Origin of the sequence: Collinsella sp. AM15-2 (assembly GCF_003471985.1) — a bacterium.
GTDB lineage: Bacteria > Actinomycetota > Coriobacteriia > Coriobacteriales > Coriobacteriaceae > Collinsella.
Genome location: NZ_QRKO01000029.1, coordinates 1 through 15,410, shown reverse-complemented (window position 1 = coordinate 15,410; position 15,410 = coordinate 1). Strand labels below are relative to the sequence as shown.

16 protein-coding genes are annotated in these 15,410 nt (G+C 61.4%); 4 read left to right on the top strand and 12 right to left on the bottom strand.

Annotated features, from left to right (window positions below; all coding sequences use genetic code 11):
- The first annotated feature begins 221 nt into the window (after positions 1-221).
- The 3 genes from DW171_RS09450 to DW171_RS09440 all read left to right on the top strand — a co-directional run bounded on the left by DW171_RS09450 (position 222) and on the right by DW171_RS09440 (position 2,921).
- Positions 222-587 carry a helix-turn-helix transcriptional regulator gene (locus DW171_RS09450; protein WP_055252065.1) on the top strand — a complete coding sequence of 122 codons (366 nt, stop codon included), beginning with the start codon at positions 222-224 and terminating at the stop codon, positions 585-587.
- Positions 588-650: 63 nt separating this feature from the next.
- On the top strand, positions 651-869 hold the full coding sequence (locus DW171_RS09445; RefSeq protein WP_055252067.1) for a cation transporter: 219 nt from the start codon (positions 651-653) through the stop codon (positions 867-869).
- A 99-nt stretch (positions 870-968) separates the two neighbouring features.
- Positions 969-2,921 carry a heavy metal translocating P-type ATPase gene (locus DW171_RS09440; protein WP_199586936.1) on the top strand — a complete coding sequence of 651 codons (1,953 nt, stop codon included), beginning with the start codon at positions 969-971 and terminating at the stop codon, positions 2,919-2,921.
- Positions 2,922-3,146: 225 nt separating this feature from the next.
- Here the strand turns inward: DW171_RS09440 and DW171_RS09435 are convergent, their stop codons facing one another.
- The 9 genes from DW171_RS09435 to DW171_RS09395 form a co-directional block, all read right to left on the bottom strand.
- Positions 3,147-3,524 (bottom strand): metal-dependent transcriptional regulator, encoded by a 378-nt coding sequence (locus DW171_RS09435; RefSeq protein ID WP_118271054.1) that lies wholly within the window; start codon positions 3,522-3,524, stop codon positions 3,147-3,149.
- A gap of 234 nt (positions 3,525-3,758) precedes the next feature.
- Positions 3,759-4,529 (bottom strand): Cof-type HAD-IIB family hydrolase, encoded by a 771-nt coding sequence (locus DW171_RS09430; protein ID WP_118271053.1) that lies wholly within the window; start codon positions 4,527-4,529, stop codon positions 3,759-3,761.
- Positions 4,530-4,535: 6 nt separating this feature from the next.
- Entirely contained in the window at positions 4,536-6,395 is a 1,860-nt protein-coding gene (locus DW171_RS09425) for an ABC-F family ATP-binding cassette domain-containing protein (protein ID WP_118271052.1), read from the bottom strand.
- A 203-nt stretch (positions 6,396-6,598) separates the two neighbouring features.
- Positions 6,599-7,471: a phosphate ABC transporter ATP-binding protein PstB gene (gene pstB / locus DW171_RS09420; RefSeq protein ID WP_199586934.1), complete on the bottom strand. Its 873-nt coding sequence runs from the start codon at positions 7,469-7,471 to the stop codon at positions 6,599-6,601.
- Positions 7,468-8,394, bottom strand: coding sequence for a phosphate ABC transporter permease PstA (pstA, locus tag DW171_RS09415; protein WP_118271051.1), 927 nt, complete (start codon positions 8,392-8,394; stop codon positions 7,468-7,470). Before pstA ends, pstB begins: the two co-directional genes overlap by 4 nt.
- Entirely contained in the window at positions 8,387-9,295 is a 909-nt protein-coding gene (pstC, locus tag DW171_RS09410; protein ID WP_117786412.1) for a phosphate ABC transporter permease subunit PstC, read from the bottom strand. Before pstC ends, pstA begins: the two co-directional genes overlap by 8 nt.
- 24 nt (positions 9,296-9,319) lie before the next feature.
- Positions 9,320-10,258 carry a phosphate ABC transporter substrate-binding protein gene (locus DW171_RS09405; RefSeq protein ID WP_118271050.1) on the bottom strand — a complete coding sequence of 313 codons (939 nt, stop codon included), beginning with the start codon at positions 10,256-10,258 and terminating at the stop codon, positions 9,320-9,322.
- Between the two features lie 319 nt (positions 10,259-10,577).
- On the bottom strand, positions 10,578-12,014 hold the full coding sequence (locus DW171_RS09400) for a M20 family metallopeptidase (RefSeq protein ID WP_117637296.1): 1,437 nt from the start codon (positions 12,012-12,014) through the stop codon (positions 10,578-10,580).
- A 54-nt stretch (positions 12,015-12,068) separates the two neighbouring features.
- Complete coding sequence (locus DW171_RS09395; protein WP_089572099.1) at positions 12,069-12,731, bottom strand: HAD hydrolase-like protein; 663 nt, start codon at positions 12,729-12,731, stop codon at positions 12,069-12,071.
- A gap of 156 nt (positions 12,732-12,887) precedes the next feature.
- Between DW171_RS09395 and DW171_RS09390 the strand changes: the two genes are divergently transcribed.
- Positions 12,888-13,748 (top strand): DegV family protein, encoded by an 861-nt coding sequence (locus DW171_RS09390; RefSeq protein ID WP_117735923.1) that lies wholly within the window; start codon positions 12,888-12,890, stop codon positions 13,746-13,748.
- A gap of 93 nt (positions 13,749-13,841) precedes the next feature.
- Here the strand turns inward: DW171_RS09390 and DW171_RS09385 are convergent, their stop codons facing one another.
- The 3 genes from DW171_RS09385 to DW171_RS09375 form a co-directional block, all read right to left on the bottom strand.
- The gene (locus DW171_RS09385; RefSeq protein WP_055250871.1) at positions 13,842-14,150 is read right to left on the bottom strand and encodes a type II toxin-antitoxin system YafQ family toxin; all 309 of its coding nucleotides are present in this window, start codon (positions 14,148-14,150) and stop codon (positions 13,842-13,844) included.
- Positions 14,151-14,152: 2 nt separating this feature from the next.
- The gene (locus DW171_RS09380) at positions 14,153-14,452 is read right to left on the bottom strand and encodes a type II toxin-antitoxin system RelB/DinJ family antitoxin (RefSeq protein WP_055250873.1); all 300 of its coding nucleotides are present in this window, start codon (positions 14,450-14,452) and stop codon (positions 14,153-14,155) included.
- Between the two features lie 113 nt (positions 14,453-14,565).
- Positions 14,566-15,324: a TIGR00730 family Rossman fold protein gene (locus DW171_RS09375; protein WP_118271049.1), complete on the bottom strand. Its 759-nt coding sequence runs from the start codon at positions 15,322-15,324 to the stop codon at positions 14,566-14,568.
- Positions 15,325-15,410 lie beyond the last annotated feature (86 nt).

Sequence of the window (15,410 nt, the reverse complement as noted above, 5' to 3'; positions counted from 1 at the left end):
GGCGGGGCATTCCCCGCCTCTTACACCACATCTCTGCGCGCTACCGGCGCGGGGGCACCCACCCCGGCATCGGCTATCAAAACCGCTCAGTCCGGAATCTCGTCCACTATTCCCCATCATTTTGTGCGACGAATTACCTGAACGTCATTGACATATGAACATGCGCTCATATAATCGGAAGTAAGTTATATGAGCGCATGTTCATATGAAAGGATGTTGCAATGAGCAGCCACGCTGATGAAACAAAGACTGGCATCGAGGCCACCGAGCCGATCGTCCCCACCACCTGCTCGCCCGAGGACCTTCCCGACGAGGAGCTTCTCTACGACCTTGCCGACCTGTTCAAGGTCTTCAGCGACACCACGCGCATCAAGATTCTCTATGCCCTCATGGGTCGCGAGCTCTGCGTGGCTGACATCGCCGAAGCGACCGCGACCTCGCAGTCTGCGGTGTCGCACCAGCTGCGCACGCTTAAGCAGTCGCACCTGGTCAAGTTCCGCCGCGACGGCCGCAACATTCTCTACTCGCTTGCCGACGATCACGTCTACACCATGCTTAACCAGGGCATGAGCCATATCTGCGAATAGCAATCAACCACGGTATCAGCGCGGCCGGCACCCAGACCGCTAACACAGGGAAAGGAACCCACCATGAAAAAGCAGTTCAAGCTCGACGAGATCGATTGCGCCAACTGCGCGCGTGAACTTCAGGACGAGCTGGCTAAGCTCGATGGCGTCAAGTCCGTTTCGGTCAACTTTATGACCCAGAAGCTGACGCTCGAGGCCGACGACGCCAAGTTCGACGAGGTCCTGGACCGCGTCGTTGAGTTCACCGCCGACGCCGAGCCGGACTGCGAGATCATTCTCTAACCCGCGCATACGTTGACCTGCGAGGCCGCGCTTGCCGCGGCCTTTGCTCGCGAAATTATATGAGCGAGTGTTCATAAACTCAAATGAGAGGTTTGAATCATGACAGCCGCCGATCCCAAAAAGAAAAAGAAGAAGCGCAAGAAGAAAGAGTCCCTTGAGCATAAGCGCAACCGCATCCTGATAGCACTGGGCATTTTTGCCGTTGTTTATGCCCTCGACGAGCTCGGCGCCCTCACTATCGCATTTGGGGAGCCCGGCAACATCTACGCCAGCTTTGTGCTGTTCCTCGTGCCGTTTTTGATTGCCGGCTACGACGTACTGCAAAAGGCATTCAATAACATCCGCCGCGGCAAGGCCTTCGACGAGAGCTTCCTCATGGCCGTCGCGACCATCGGCGCGTTTGCCATGGTGCTCTTCCCCGACACCGACCCGCACATGGCCGAAGGCGCCGCTGTCATGCTGTTCTACCAGGTCGGCGAGTTGTTCCAGGCATACGCCGTGGGCAAGAGCCGCAAGTCGATCAGTGCCATGATGGACATCGCGCCCGACTACGCTAACGTCGAGCAAGCCGACGGCACACTCGAACAGGTCTTTCCCAATGACATCGCCGTCGGCACCGTGATCGTGGTCAAGCCCGGCGAGCGCGTGCCTATCGACGGCGTCATCGTCGAGGGCGAAACCCAGCTCGACACCGCCGCACTCACGGGCGAGTCGGTCCCCCGCCCGGCCAAGACCGGCGACGATATCATCAGCGGTTGCATCAACATGACGGGCCTCATCCACGTGCGCACCACCAAGCTCTTTGGCGAGTCAACCGTCGCGCGTGTTCTGGAGCTCGTGGAGAATGCCAGCGAAAAGAAGGCGCGCACCGAGAACTTCATCACGCGCTTTGCCCGCGTCTACACCCCCGCCGTCACTGGCGCTGCCGCGGTGCTCGTGCTTGGCGGCGGCCTGGTGACTGGCGCTTGGTCCGATTGGATCCTGCGCGGCCTGACCTTCCTGGTCGTCAGCTGCCCGTGCGCCCTCGTGATCAGCGTACCGTTGAGTTTCTTTGGCGGCATCGGCGGCGCGTCCAAGCTGGGCGTTCTCATCAAGGGCTCCAACTACCTCGAGACGCTCGCCGACGTGGACACCATCGTCTTCGACAAAACGGGCACCCTCACCAACGGCACGTTCTCAGTCGTCGCGGTGCACCCCGAGGCTGGCTATACCGAGCAGTCGCTGCTCGAAGTCGCAGCCCTTGCTGAGTCGTTCTCCGATCACCCCATCGCGCAGTCCGTGCGCGACGCCTACCAGGGCGAGGTCGACCCCAAGCGCGTGAGCGACTCCGCCAACGACGCGGGCCACGGCGTGACGGCAACCATCGACGGCAAGCACGTCGTCGTTGGCAACGCCAAGATGCTCGCCGCGGCCGGCGTTGAAGCACCGGACTGTGAGGTTGTCGGCACGATCCTCCACGTGCTCGTTGACGGCGTGTACGCCGGCCACATCGTGATTGCAGACACCGTTAAGGCCGATGCGGAGCAAACGATTCGCGACCTGCATGCCGCCGGTATCAACCGCACCGTCATGCTCACGGGCGACCGCGAGGAGGTTGCAGCGTCTGTGGCCAAGCAACTCGGTCTCGACGAGTTCCACGCGCAGCTCCTGCCGGGCGACAAGGTCGAGCGCGTTGAGGCGCTACTCGCGGCCGAAAGTGGCAAGGGCAAGCTCGCCTTTGTCGGCGACGGTATCAACGACGCGCCTGTGCTTACGCGCGCCGATGTGGGCATTGCCATGGGCGCCATGGGCTCCGACGCCGCGATCGAGGCCGCCGACGTGGTGCTGATGGACGACAAGCCGTCCAACATTTCCCGCGCGATCCGCGTGGCGCGCAAGACCATGTCGATTGTTTGGCAGAACATAATCTTTGCGCTGGGCATTAAGCTGCTGATCCTTGTGCTGGCAGCGCTGGGTATCGCCAATATGTGGCTTGCCGTCTTTGGCGACGTAGGCGTGGCGATCATCGCTATCCTGAACGCCATGCGCGCGATGGGTGTCAAGAACCTGTAGCGCCTGTGGTCCCTCCGGCCGGGACCGGGCTTGGTTTTTGAAAACGTCCTCGACCAATGAAGCGCCCCCGTTCTGCTCCTTCGGAGCTACGAACGGGGGCGCTTCTGGTCTGCGGAGTGTTTTCAAAAACCAAGCCCGGCCCCGGCCTGCGGTGACGTTGCTGGCGGTTCTTGGGCATCGCTTGCTGGCGGGGTTCCTTGTCTGAGTTGGATTTGGTTGGCGGGGCTACTGGTCCCTGTCGCTGCCCCGGCTCAACATCGCCCTCAACTTCTCGAAGCTCTCCTCGCTCAGGCAATGCTCCATGTGGCAACCTTCTTGCGAGGCAACCTCTGCCGAAACGCCTGCTTCCTCGAGCAGCTCTACAAAAAAGCAGTGACGCTCCCACATTTGGCGGGCGACCTCAAGCCCTCGCTCCGTCAGGTGCACATCGCGCTTGCCCATTTCGACATAGCCGTTGCTTTCCAGCGTCGCCATGGCCTTGGAGACGCTTGCCTTGGTTACGCCAAGGTATTCGGCAACGTCAATCGAGCGAACGGTACCCTGCCGTTCCGAGAGCACATAGATAGATTCGAGATAGTCTTCTCCAGATTCACGCAGGGCCATGGGCCGCCTTTCGCGATGGCTTCTAGTTAGCCTTTGGATACTTTTGCTTGATTTACTTTACCGCAAAAGTTGCCCATGTCTTACTACATTGTTTAGAAAGTTAGCCTTGATTCACAAAAAACGGGTAGTCATTGAGGACGTTCTTAAACGACTAGTCATTGGGGACAGTCTTTGCCGATTGGCCAACTCGCCGGTCGGATTGGCAAGGAGTGTCCCCAAGTGCCGAATCTGCAGCTACACCAGCCCAAAGTGCTTTGCGGCGTTGTAGATGCCGTCGTCATCCACGGCGGTCGTTACGTAGGTCGCTGCGGCCTTCACGGTCGCCTGCGCGTTGCCCATGGCCACGCTCGTGCCCACGGCGGCAAACATCGACAGGTCGTTCTCGCCGTCGCCAAAGGCAATCGCCTCGCTCGCGTCGATGCCCAGGCGCTCCAGCGTCGCCGCCACACCCAGGTCCTTGCCGCCGTTTGCCGGAATAATGTCGCAGAACAGATCGCACCAGCGCGTAGTGAGCGAATGCGACACCGCATCGGTCACGATATGCTCGTCGGCCGGGTCCACAAAGGCGCAGAACTGGTAGACCGGTGCGTCAAAGGCGCGCTCAAACGGTTCCTCGTGGTAGACGATCCCCGCGTTGTTGCCGGCCGTCACCACGCGCTCGGACAGGCGGTTCACAAACGAGTTCTCGCCCTGCATACACAGCGAGTCGTAGCGTCCCTGCGCCACCTGGTCCACGATCACCGCAACGTCGTCCGGATCGATCGGGCAGCTGCGGTAAACCCCCTCGGCATCAAAGCAGTGCTGGCCCGAGAGCGTAATGTACGCATCCCAACCCAATTCGAACAGCCAATCGGGCATCTGATAGGTCGGGCGACCCGTGGCGATCACGCACGCAATCCCCTGCTCATGAAAGCTGTCGAGCACCTGCTGCGCCGACGCCGGAATCCGATGGGTCTTAAAGCTCAGCAACGTGCCGTCGATATCGAAAAACGCGGCCTTGATCATCCTCGCCTACTCCTCGCCCTCGAGCCTCTCGCTCGCCTCGAGCCACGCCATCTCCAACTCGTCCATGGCGGCGTGGGCCTCGTCGATCTTTGCCTGCTGCTCGCCCAGCGCCGTGTAGTTGGTGGGGTCGACCTGAGCCATCGCGGCCTCGGCCTCCTCCACGCGGGCGCGCTGCGTCTCCATTTTGCGCTCGAGCGAGCTCACCTCGCGGCGAAGCTTCTGGCGTTCGGCGTTGGAAAGGCCATTGGGCTGGCCGCTCGACTTGGGCTTTTCGGCCGCAGCCGCCGCGGCACCGGTGTCAAACGTGCCGGTCTTGGCGCTCGGTGCACCCACGGGCTCGCCCTCGGCGGTGGCGTTGCACAGGCGCAGGTACTGGTCGACGCCGCCAGGCATATGCGTCAGATGGCCATCGAGCAGCGCCCACTGCTGGTCAGTCACGCGCTCCATCAAAAAGCGGTCGTGCGTCACCAGAATCAGCGTGCCGGGCCAGCCGTCGAGCAGGTCCTCGACAATCGCCAGCATATCGGTATCCAGGTCGTTGCCGGGCTCGTCCAAGATGAGCACGTTGGGTTCGTCCAGGATCGTCAGCAACAGCGACAGGCGGCGGCGCTGGCCGCCCGAAAGATCGCCGATGCGGCTCCAGAGCTGCTGCGTCGAAAAGCCCAGACGCTCGCAAAGCTTCTCGGGCGAAGTCTCCTTGCCGTCTATGACGTAGTACTTCTTATAGTTGCTGAGCACCTCGCGAATCGTGTCGCCCATGTAGGGCTCGAGCTCCTCGAGCTGCTGCGACAGCACGCCAAAGCGCACCGTCTGGCCAATCTTCACGCGACCGCGCAGGGGCGCGATCTTGCCCTGAATCACGTCGAGCAACGTGGACTTGCCGGCGCCGTTCTCGCCCAAAAGACCATAGCGATCGCCCGCACCAATGAGCCAGGTCACATCGGTGAGCACCTGTTTGGACGTGCCATCGGCATCCGCATAGCCGGCGTCCACGTCGACCACATCGATAACCTGCTTGCCCAGGCGGCTCACGGCCAGGCGCTTGAGCTCTAGCTCGTCACGTACGGGCGGCACGTCGGCGATCAGCTCGCGAGCAGCCTCAACGCGAAACTTGGGCTTGGTGGAACGAGCCTGGGCGCCGCGGCTCAGCCACGCGAGCTCCTTGCGCGCCATGTTGCGACGGCGCTCCTCGGTGACGGCGGCCATGCGGTCGCGCTCAACGCGTTGAAGGATATATGCGGAGTAACCGCCCTCGAAGGGATCGACCTGGCCGTCGTGGACCTCCCACATGCTGGTGCAGACCTCGTCCAAGAACCAGCGGTCGTGCGTGACCACGAGCATCGCGCCCTGACCGCGCTGCCAGCGGGCCTTAAGATGGCGTGCAAGCCAGTTGATGGTGCGCATGTCCAGGTGGTTGGTGGGCTCATCGAGCATGAGCACGTCGTAGTCGCCGATCAGCAGGCGCGCGAGGTCCACGCGGCGGCGCTGACCGCCCGAGAGCTCGCCTACCATGCCCTCCCAGGGCACATCGCTAATGAGGCCGGCGAGGATCTGGCGCGTACGGGGGCTCGACGCCCACTCGTACTCGGGCGTGTCGCCCACAACGGCATGATGCACGGTATCGGTGTCGACAAGCTGATCCTTTTGGCCGAGTAGACCGATCGTGGTGCCGCGGCGGTGCGTCACGCGTCCGTCATCGGGCTCCAGCGTGCCGGCGAGCACGCTCAGCAGCGTCGACTTGCCGTCGCCGTTTTTACCGACAATACCAATGCGGTCGCCCTCGCCCACGCCGAGCGTCACGCTATCGAAAATATGCTTGGTGGGAAACTCTAGGCTGACGGAATCGCATCCCAAAAGAATCGCCATATGCCCTGCTCCTTCGTAGAAATTCAACGTTGTCCATGATAGCGAAAACCACCACAAAGGGGACAGGCACCTTTGTGGTGGTTTTGGGCAAGCGCACCAGCACACGACACAAAAAGGCGGGCCATCTCCCGCAAGAGATGACCCGCCTCTCCAATCAGTCCCGCGACAACCGTGGCCGCCGCAGGCCTCAAGCATGTCCCGGACTAGGAGAACATGCCGGTGAGGTAATCATTCAGCCGCTTATCCTTGGGCCGTTGGAAAATCTCGTCGGTCTCGTCGTACTCGACCATATCGCCCATGTAGAAGAACGCCGTGCGGTTGGACACGCGCGACGCCTGCTCCATGTTGTGCGTCACGATGACGATGGCGCGGTCGGCCGCGATCGACGACATGAGGTCCTCGATCGCCAGCGTCGAGATGGGGTCGAGCGCCGAGCAGGGCTCGTCAAACAGGATCACGTCGGGGTTGAGCGCAAGCGTGCGCGCGATGCACAAACGCTGCTGCTGGCCGCCCGAAAGCGCGTAGGCGCTCTTGTCCAGCTTGTCCTTGACCTCGTCCCACAGCGCGGCGCCACGCAAGCTCTCCTCGACCATGCGGTCGAGCTCGTCGCGGTCGGTGATGCCGTGGCGCTTGGGCGCAAACGTAATGTTGTCGCGAATGGACTTGCGGAACGGGTTTGGCTGCTGGAACACCATGCCAATGGACCGACGCAGCTCGTAGGTGTTCTCGGTCTTGGTGTTCACGTTGCGGCCGCGGTAGTTGATCTCGCCCTCCACGCGACAGCCGCGAATCTCGCGATTCATAAGGTTGAGGCTGCGCAAAAAGGTCGACTTGCCGCAGCCCGAAGGCCCGATGAGCGCCGTGATCTCGCCCTTGTGAAAGTCGAGCGACGCATCGTGCAGCGCATGGTGGTCGCCATAGTACACGTTGACGTCCTTGGTGGAGACCACGACCTCGTCGCTCACGGCCTTGTCGCTCACGCGAACACGTTTCTCGCTCTCCCCCACGCTCGACAAAAAGTCCTGGGTGTCGGACGATGCCGCCTCGGTTGCGGGCGTTGTGTTCATCTCGCTCATTCGGCCGTCATCTTCCTTGCCAGTTGCTTGCCCACGATACGGGCGACTACGTTAAACAGCAGCACGCAAATCATCAGCAGTGCCGCGATGCCCCAGACGATCTGCTGGGCCTCGGGGCTGCCCTCGCCATAGATCTTGTAGATGTGCACGGCCAGCGACTCGCCGGGACGGAACACGTTCCAGGCGGAGGTGGGGCTCGACAGGTTAAAACTCAAGAAGTTCAGGCGAACCGGCGAGCTCATGCCCGAGGTAAAGAGCAGCGCCGCGGCCTCGCCAAACACGCGGCCGGCCGAAAGCACGATGCCGGTCACGATGGCGGGCATGGCCTCGGGAATCAGGATGTGCAGTGTGGCCTCCCAGCGAGTGAGGCCCATGGCCAGGCACGCATCGCGCTGGGCCTGCGGCACGTCCTCGAGCGCCTGCTGAATCACGCGCACCAGGATGGGGATGTTGAACATGGTGAGCGCGACGGCGCCGGAGATGATGGAGTACTTCCAGCCCAGCTGCACCGAGAACACCAGAAAGCCGAACATGCCTACGACAATGGAGGGCAGCGAGGACAGCGTCTCGATGGCGGTCGAGGCGATGTCGCGAATAGGCCCATCGGGCGCGTACTCAACCAAAAAGACCGCGCCGCCCAGGCTGATGGGCACCGAGATGATCAGGGTGATCAGCAGCAGATAGAACGAGTCGAACAGCTGGTAGAGCACGCCGCCCTGCGTTCCGTTGGCGCGTGCGGGCTGCGTGAGAAAGCCCGGCTGGAACAGCGTCGAGATACCCTCGAACAGGATGTAGGCCACCATGGAGACGACGATAAGCATGACGATGGCGACAATCGCCGTCAGCACGCCCGTGGCGATGCGGTCCTGCCTTTGGACACGCCCGAGTCTCGCCTCGTCGATGTGGATGCGCGTGCTAGCCACGAGCCTTCGCCCCCTTGCGGCCGATAAGGTGGATGATCAAGATGAAGATGAGGCTCATGCCCATCAGCAGCAGACCGAGCGCCCACAGAACATCGTCTTGGGCCGAGCCCTCGGCATAGACCGCCATAGACGTGGTGAGCGTGGTGGTGATGGTGGACGCCGGCGACAGCAGCGACGTCGGCATGGCCTCGATGCCGCCGATGACCATACGCACGGCGAGCGTCTCGCCAAAGGCGCGGGTCATACCAAGGATGACCGCGGTCATGAGCGACGGCATGGCGGACTTGAGCACCACGTGCCAGATGGTCTGCCAGCGGGTATAGCCCAGCGCGAGCGAGCCCTGACGGTAGCTATCGGGCACGGCGCGCAGGCCGTCGACCGAAAGCGTAGTCATCGTCGGCAGAATCATGACCGCCAGTACGATGGCGCCGGGCAAGATGCCCAGACCCGTGCTTACGTGGAAAACGCTCTTCATAAGACCGACGACCACGTGAAAGCCAATCAGGCCAAAGACGACCGAGGGAATGCCGGTCAAAAGCTCAATAAGCGGCTGAAAGACCTTGGAGCCAAACTTAGGCTGGATCTCGACCGCAAAGATGGCAGAGCCGATGGCGATGGGCAGCGCGATGAGCGTGGAGAGCACCATGACCGCAAACGAGGTGACGATCAGGGGCAGGGCGCCGGTGTAGGGCAGGCCGTTTTCGGCTGTGTTGGCCAGATCCCACTTGGTGCCGGCGAAGAACTCTACGACCGAGACGCCGTCCTTGAGAAAAGCCGAGAGGCCCTTTTGGGCGACCATAAAGATGAGCGCGGCAACGACAAGCGTCACGAGCGCTACGCACGCGCCCGTGACGCCCAGGCCCACGTTCTCAAGGTCGCGCTTTGGCAGCTGTTTTGCCATTGCAAACCTTTCCGGGGCGATTACTTATTTAGCGGATACCTTGCCGCTGGCGTCCTTGACGACCTTCATGGCAGAGACGGGGATAAAGCCCTGCTCCTCGACGAGCTTGCCCTGGACGTCGTCGGAAAGCATGAACTCCAGGAAGGCCGTGGTGGCCTCGTCGGCGTCCTTGGAGCAGTACATGTGCTCGGTCGCCCAGATCTTAAAGGAGTCGTCGGTAACGTTTGCGCTCTTGGGCTCGACGCCCTCGACCTTGATGGCGTTGAACTTGGAGTCGTCGAAGTGCGAGAAGTCGAGGTAGGAGATGGCGTTGTCGGTGCTGGCCATCTGGGTCTGGACGTCGCCGGACTTGTCGAGCTCGGCGTCGCCCTTAAAGTCGTTGGCCTCGTCGCCAAAGACGGCAGCCTCAAAGGTGGCGCGGGTACCGGAGCCGGCCTTGCGGTTGAGGACGACGATGGTGGCGTCGTCGCCACCGACCTCCTTCCAGTTGGTGATCTGGCCGGAGAAGATCCCCTTGAGCTGCTCGAGGGACAGGTCGTCGACCGTAACGTTCTTGGAGACGACGGGGCCCATGCCCACGACGGCGACCTCGTGGTCGACGAGGTTCTTGACCTGATCGGCCTCGAGCTTGGTCTCGGCGAAGACGTCAGAGTTACCGATGGTGACGGTGCCGGCGGCGACAGCGGTCAGGCCCTTGCCCGAACCGTTGCCCGAACCGGAGACGGAGACGTCGGGGTTGGCATCCATAAACTTCTCGGCAGCAGCCTCGACGAGAGCCTGGAACGAGGAGGCGCCGTCGTAGGTTACCTCACCCGAGACGGACTCGGCAGCAGCGGCGCTACCCTTGTCGGCGGCGTCGGTTGCGCCTGCGCCGCCGCAACCAACGAGACCGAGACCGACGATGCTGGCAAGACCACCAGCGAGGCCGAGGAACTGACGACGAGAATAAGCCTGATCGAGCATGATCTTCCTTTCATACAAGCGACTCGCGGGCACCCTGCCCGCTTTGCTGTTTGGAAAGATACGGTCTCGATCGGGCAGCGCCCGCGTCAGCTGCGCTTTATTACGGGCATCTGATAGACCCTTACCGCAAGCGCGGCTCGGCTTTACAAACGAATAACAAACCCGCCACCAAGCATGACCCGCCTTTTACACCAATAAAAACAAAGTTGCGGTGAAATAGTTCCTGCTTGGCCATCAAATGGCCCATTCTAGGAACTATTCCACCGCAACTTAAAAAGCCCGGACGAAAGGGGTGCTAAGTTGTTAAAACGCCGCAGCCTTAAAGCTCAAGCTCGTTCAAACGTAAGATTGCCACGATATAAATCTTGAGCGCCTGCTTGAGCTGTTCCTCGTTGGCGCACTCGTTGGGACCGTGCATCTGGCCGCCCCACTCGGGCAGCTCCAGACCGGTCTCCTCGGGGCCAAACGAGACGGCGCGGGCAAAGTTGCGCGCGTACGTGCCGCCGCCCATGGCAAAGGGCTCAGCATGCTTGCCCGTAAACTCGTTATAGGTATCAATAAGCGCCTTCACGGCCGGATCGTCGGCAGAGACCGAGAACGGCACCTTCGCACGACCCACACGGCACGTCACGCCAAAACGGCCCACGAGCGGATCGAGCTGCTCGCGGATGGTATCGGCACTCGTGCTGTCGGGGAAGCGCACGTCGATGACCTGCTCAATATGGCCATCCGCCACGCGGATGACGCCAGCGTTGCAGGTAAGCGGGCCAAACGCCGGACTCGTCGCATCGATACCCAGGCCGCGACCATAGGCGTCCGCATGCACAAAGGCCAGGAACTTGACGAACTCGTGCTCGGCAGGCGTCAGCAGGCGCTCGTCGCGTGCACCAAACGCGTCCTCGGCCTCGCGCAGATACGCCACGATCAGCCCGACGGCGTTGATCGTTCCCTCTGGCATCGAGGCATGACCGCCAATGCCGTGGGCGAAAATCTGCGCATGCCCGTTATCAAGCGCCGTGATCTCCAGGCGGTCGGCGTTCTCAACGGGCGCCGGCAGCTCATCGGCGGCAATCGCGAGCTCGCAGATGGACTGCGACGGAATGGCATTGCTCGCCTCGGAGCCGCTCCACGACACGATGCGCCCGCCGTCGATCTTGGGACTCACGAACGTCGCCCCAAACTGGCCCTTCTCGGCATTGCAGACCGGAAACTCGGCATCGGGCGTAAACAAAAAGTCGGGGTCTGCGTGGTTCTCCAGATAATGGTGAACGTCGGACATGCCCACTTCCTCATCGCAGCCCAGCAGCGCGCGGAAAGTATAGCGCGGGGTAATGCCGTGCTTGAGCAGATAGGCGCCGGCGTAGAGTGACAGCACCGCCGGACCCTTGTCGTCGATAACGCCGCGGCCGAGCAGCCAGCCCTCGCGACGCTCCAGCGCAAACGGGTCGGTGTTCCAGCCCGGGCCGGCGGGCACCACGTCCACGTGGCAGATGGTCGCGAGCTGCTTGTCGCCGCGGCCAGGGATATCGGCAATGCCCACATAGCCCTCGTCGTCGCTCGTCTGATAGCCAAGCTTCTGCGCGATGCCGAGCGCACAGTCGAGCGCGTCACGGACCGGGCGGCCAAACGGCGCGCCGGGCTCTGCATCGGCAGAAACTGCCACGGACGGATAGCTCACCAGCTGCTCGATATCGGCGACGACATCTTCCCAGACCTCGTCGACATACTCAGCGACGCTCTGCTCCACCTGATTCATAGACTGCCTCCTTACCAATGAGCGGCAAGCGTACCCGCCCCTCACATTTAGTTCCTAGATAGAGAAAAGTTTAGCAAGCTCGGCCACCGAGTGCACCACTGCATCGGCACCCGCCGCCTCATGCTCACCCGGCGCCGCCGCGCCCGAATAGATGCCGATGCACGGCACGCCCATCGCGTGCGCGCCCTCGACGTCGTTAAAGCGATCGCCGATCATCACGGCATCGTCCGCCGTCGCGCCGAGCGCCGCCAGGGCATCGCGAACCGAATCGGCCTTGGTCTCGCGCCCCTGCGGCGGATTCATGCCAACCACGGCTTCGAACTGAGAAAGACCAAGCTCATGCACCATGTCGATGCATTTGGCCTCCATGCGTGACGTCGCCACGGCCATACGCTTGCCCCGGGCGGCCAACTCATCCAGCAGCTCGGGAATCCCATCGAACACGGGGTACTCCTCCGGTCCCAGCTCATCAAAAAAGGCGCGGTACTCGTCGGCCACCACAAGCGACTCCTCGCGGGAAAAGCCGTAAAAGTCGTGAAAGCTCTTCCACAGGGGCGGCCCGATCATGCGGCGCAGATCACCCATCTGCGTCTCCGAAAACCCGCGCGCAGCCAGCGTCTTGCGCGTCGAGGTCATCACTGCCCGACCCGTATCGGCCACCGTGCCGTCAAAATCGAACAGCACAACCGGCCGCTCGCAAAGTTGCAATGCCGCCATCGGCACCCTTCTTCCCCAGTTGATGATTTCCACACCACCGCTTCAAACTGTTGACTATTCAACAATTGAACCTAGCAATGTAGAGCAACTCCACTATACTTGTCGCACTTTGCTTTCAGAAGGCGGCGCTGCCGCGCCCCAACGAAAGGTGCAATTATGTCTTTTGCCATCATAACCGACTCCACGTCGGACATCTCCCCCGCCCGTGCCCAAGAGCTCGGCATTTACGTGATTCCGCTGCATGTGATTATCGAGGGCGAGGACCTGCTCGACCAGGTGCAGATTACCGCCGAGGAATACGTCGCCCGCATGGCTGGCTCCGAGCAGCTGCCGCACACCTCGCAGCCGAGCGCCGGCGAGTTCAAGGCGCTGTTTGACCGCGTACGCGCCGATGGCCACGACAGCGCGATCTTTATCTCGCTGTGCAGCGAGTGGTCCGCCTGCTATTCCAACGCATGCCTGGTCGCCGAGACCCACGAGCTCGACGTGCGCTGCATCGATTCGCGCACCGGCTCGGGCGCCGAGGGCCTGCTGGTGGAGTACGCGCTGGCTATGCGCGAGGACGGCCGCAGCCTGGACGAGACCGAGGCGCAGATCCGCGCGGCCCTGCCCGACGCCCACCTGCTGCTGATTCCCCGCACGCTCGAGAACCTCGTTAAGAACGGCCGCGCGCCCAAGCTTGCCGGCCAGCTCACGCAGATGCTCAACATTCGCCTGGCCGTTTCGCCGGAGTGGAAATCGGGCGAGATCAAGGCCATCAAAAAGGGCCGCGGCGCCAAGCGCATCGTCGCCAACACCATGGCAGATTGCCTCGCGTTTTTGGACGAGCACCCGGGCTCAAGCGTGCGTGTGCTCACGACCGGCGCCGCCGAGGAGCAGGAACTTGTCAACGAGGCACTCGCGGGCCAGGATTACGTAGACGCCGGCACCGGCCCCATCGGCTGCACCATCGCCACCCATGTAGGCGTCGACGCCATCGCCATCAGCTACTGCCCCCGCTACCAGCCCATCCACTAGGGGCACCTTTACCACTTGCGGTGGAATAGGAACTGTTTTTGGCTTATCAGCCGCAAATCAATCCCTATTCCACCGCAACTTAGAAATCGGCGATCAGCCCAGCGGACCCTGAAACAGTTCCTGATGAGTGCCCATTCTCACCAGCCTAATCACTGGGTTAGTCTTATGGGGAAGATAAAGAACGACCACATCGACCAAGCCATCGGATAGGTGGAAATCGATGTGGCCGTTGTAGTTTCCGCCCGGGTTTGAGAGCTCGTGGGCGCCATACTCCGCCGGAAGTGACCCATGAGCCACAAGCTCTGCAACCGCCGCTTTAAACTCACTTTTTAGCTGCGGATGCATGCGCATCGTTCGTTTGTAGTCCACCTTAAATTGAGCCTCGACTTTAATCTCGAACATCGCTATTCCTCATCGAGGAATGACATAAGCTCATCAGCGTTATTGAATGACAGGCTATCGTCCGGCAAAATCCCCAGCTCATGAGCCTCGGCGATCACCATGGCGCGCCTCGTCACCTCGTTGGGCACCTCCGCCCTTCCTACAATCTCAAAAGGAATCTTTCGCTGATTTACCAGCTGCCGAACGGCAAGATTGAGATAGGAATTGAGGCTGAGGCCGACCGAATCCAAGAACTCAGTCGCCTGCTCCTTGAGCCCCTCTTCGATTCGAACCGTCGTAGGCTTAACTGTTGCTGTAGACATTTGCGACCTCCTCGCCCTCGTCTTTTACACCAGTATACCCAATATAAATGGCAATCTGATGTTAGATAACATCAGATTGCCATGCGTATTCATGTCGCGTGGGCACGATTGATCTACATCAGCCCGCTGAGCGCAATGTCAACGGCCTCGTTGAGGTCGTCGGTAATGTGTACCAGATCCGGATCGAGCGGGCTAATCATACCGGTGCTCATCACCGGGCCGTTGAGCCAGTCGAATAGGCCCTGCCAGTACTCGGTGCCCACCAGCACGAGCGGCATGCGCTTGACCTTGTGCGTCTGCACCAGCGTGAGAACCTCGAACATCTCGTCGAGCGTGCCAAAGCCGCCGGGAAATACGATGGCGCCCGAGCTGTACTTAACGAACATGGTTTTGCGCACAAAGAAGTAGCGGAAGTCCATGCCGAGGTTCACGTATTTATTGAGCCCCTGCTCGTGCGGAAGCTCGATACCCAAGCCGACCGACTTGCCGTTGGCGCTCGCCGCTCCCCTGTTGGCCGCCTCCATGACGCCGGGACCACCGCCGGTGATAACCGCCAAGCCGCGCTGGGCGATCTTGCGGCCAACGGCGCGTGCCGCCTTGTAGAGCGGATCGGTCTTGGGCGTGCGGGCACTGCCGAAGATGGTCACCGCAGGACCAAGCTCGGCAAGTGCGCCAAAACCATCAACGAACTCTGCCTGAATGCGCAGCACGCGCCAGGGGTCGGTGTGCAACCAGTCGGTCGAGTCCTCGGGCGCCAGCAGGTTGGCGTAGGTGTTGTCCTTGGGAATCATGGGGCCGCGCATGACCACGGGGCCGCGGCGGTACGTCTCGTCGTAGGCAGGCTCGCCCTCGACGTTCTCATTCTTAATCATGGGTACTCCTATCGAGAAAAAGAAAAGCGGGCGGGGTCGATGAACTGCACCCCAAAACTTGGACGGCTTAAATAAGAACTACGCCG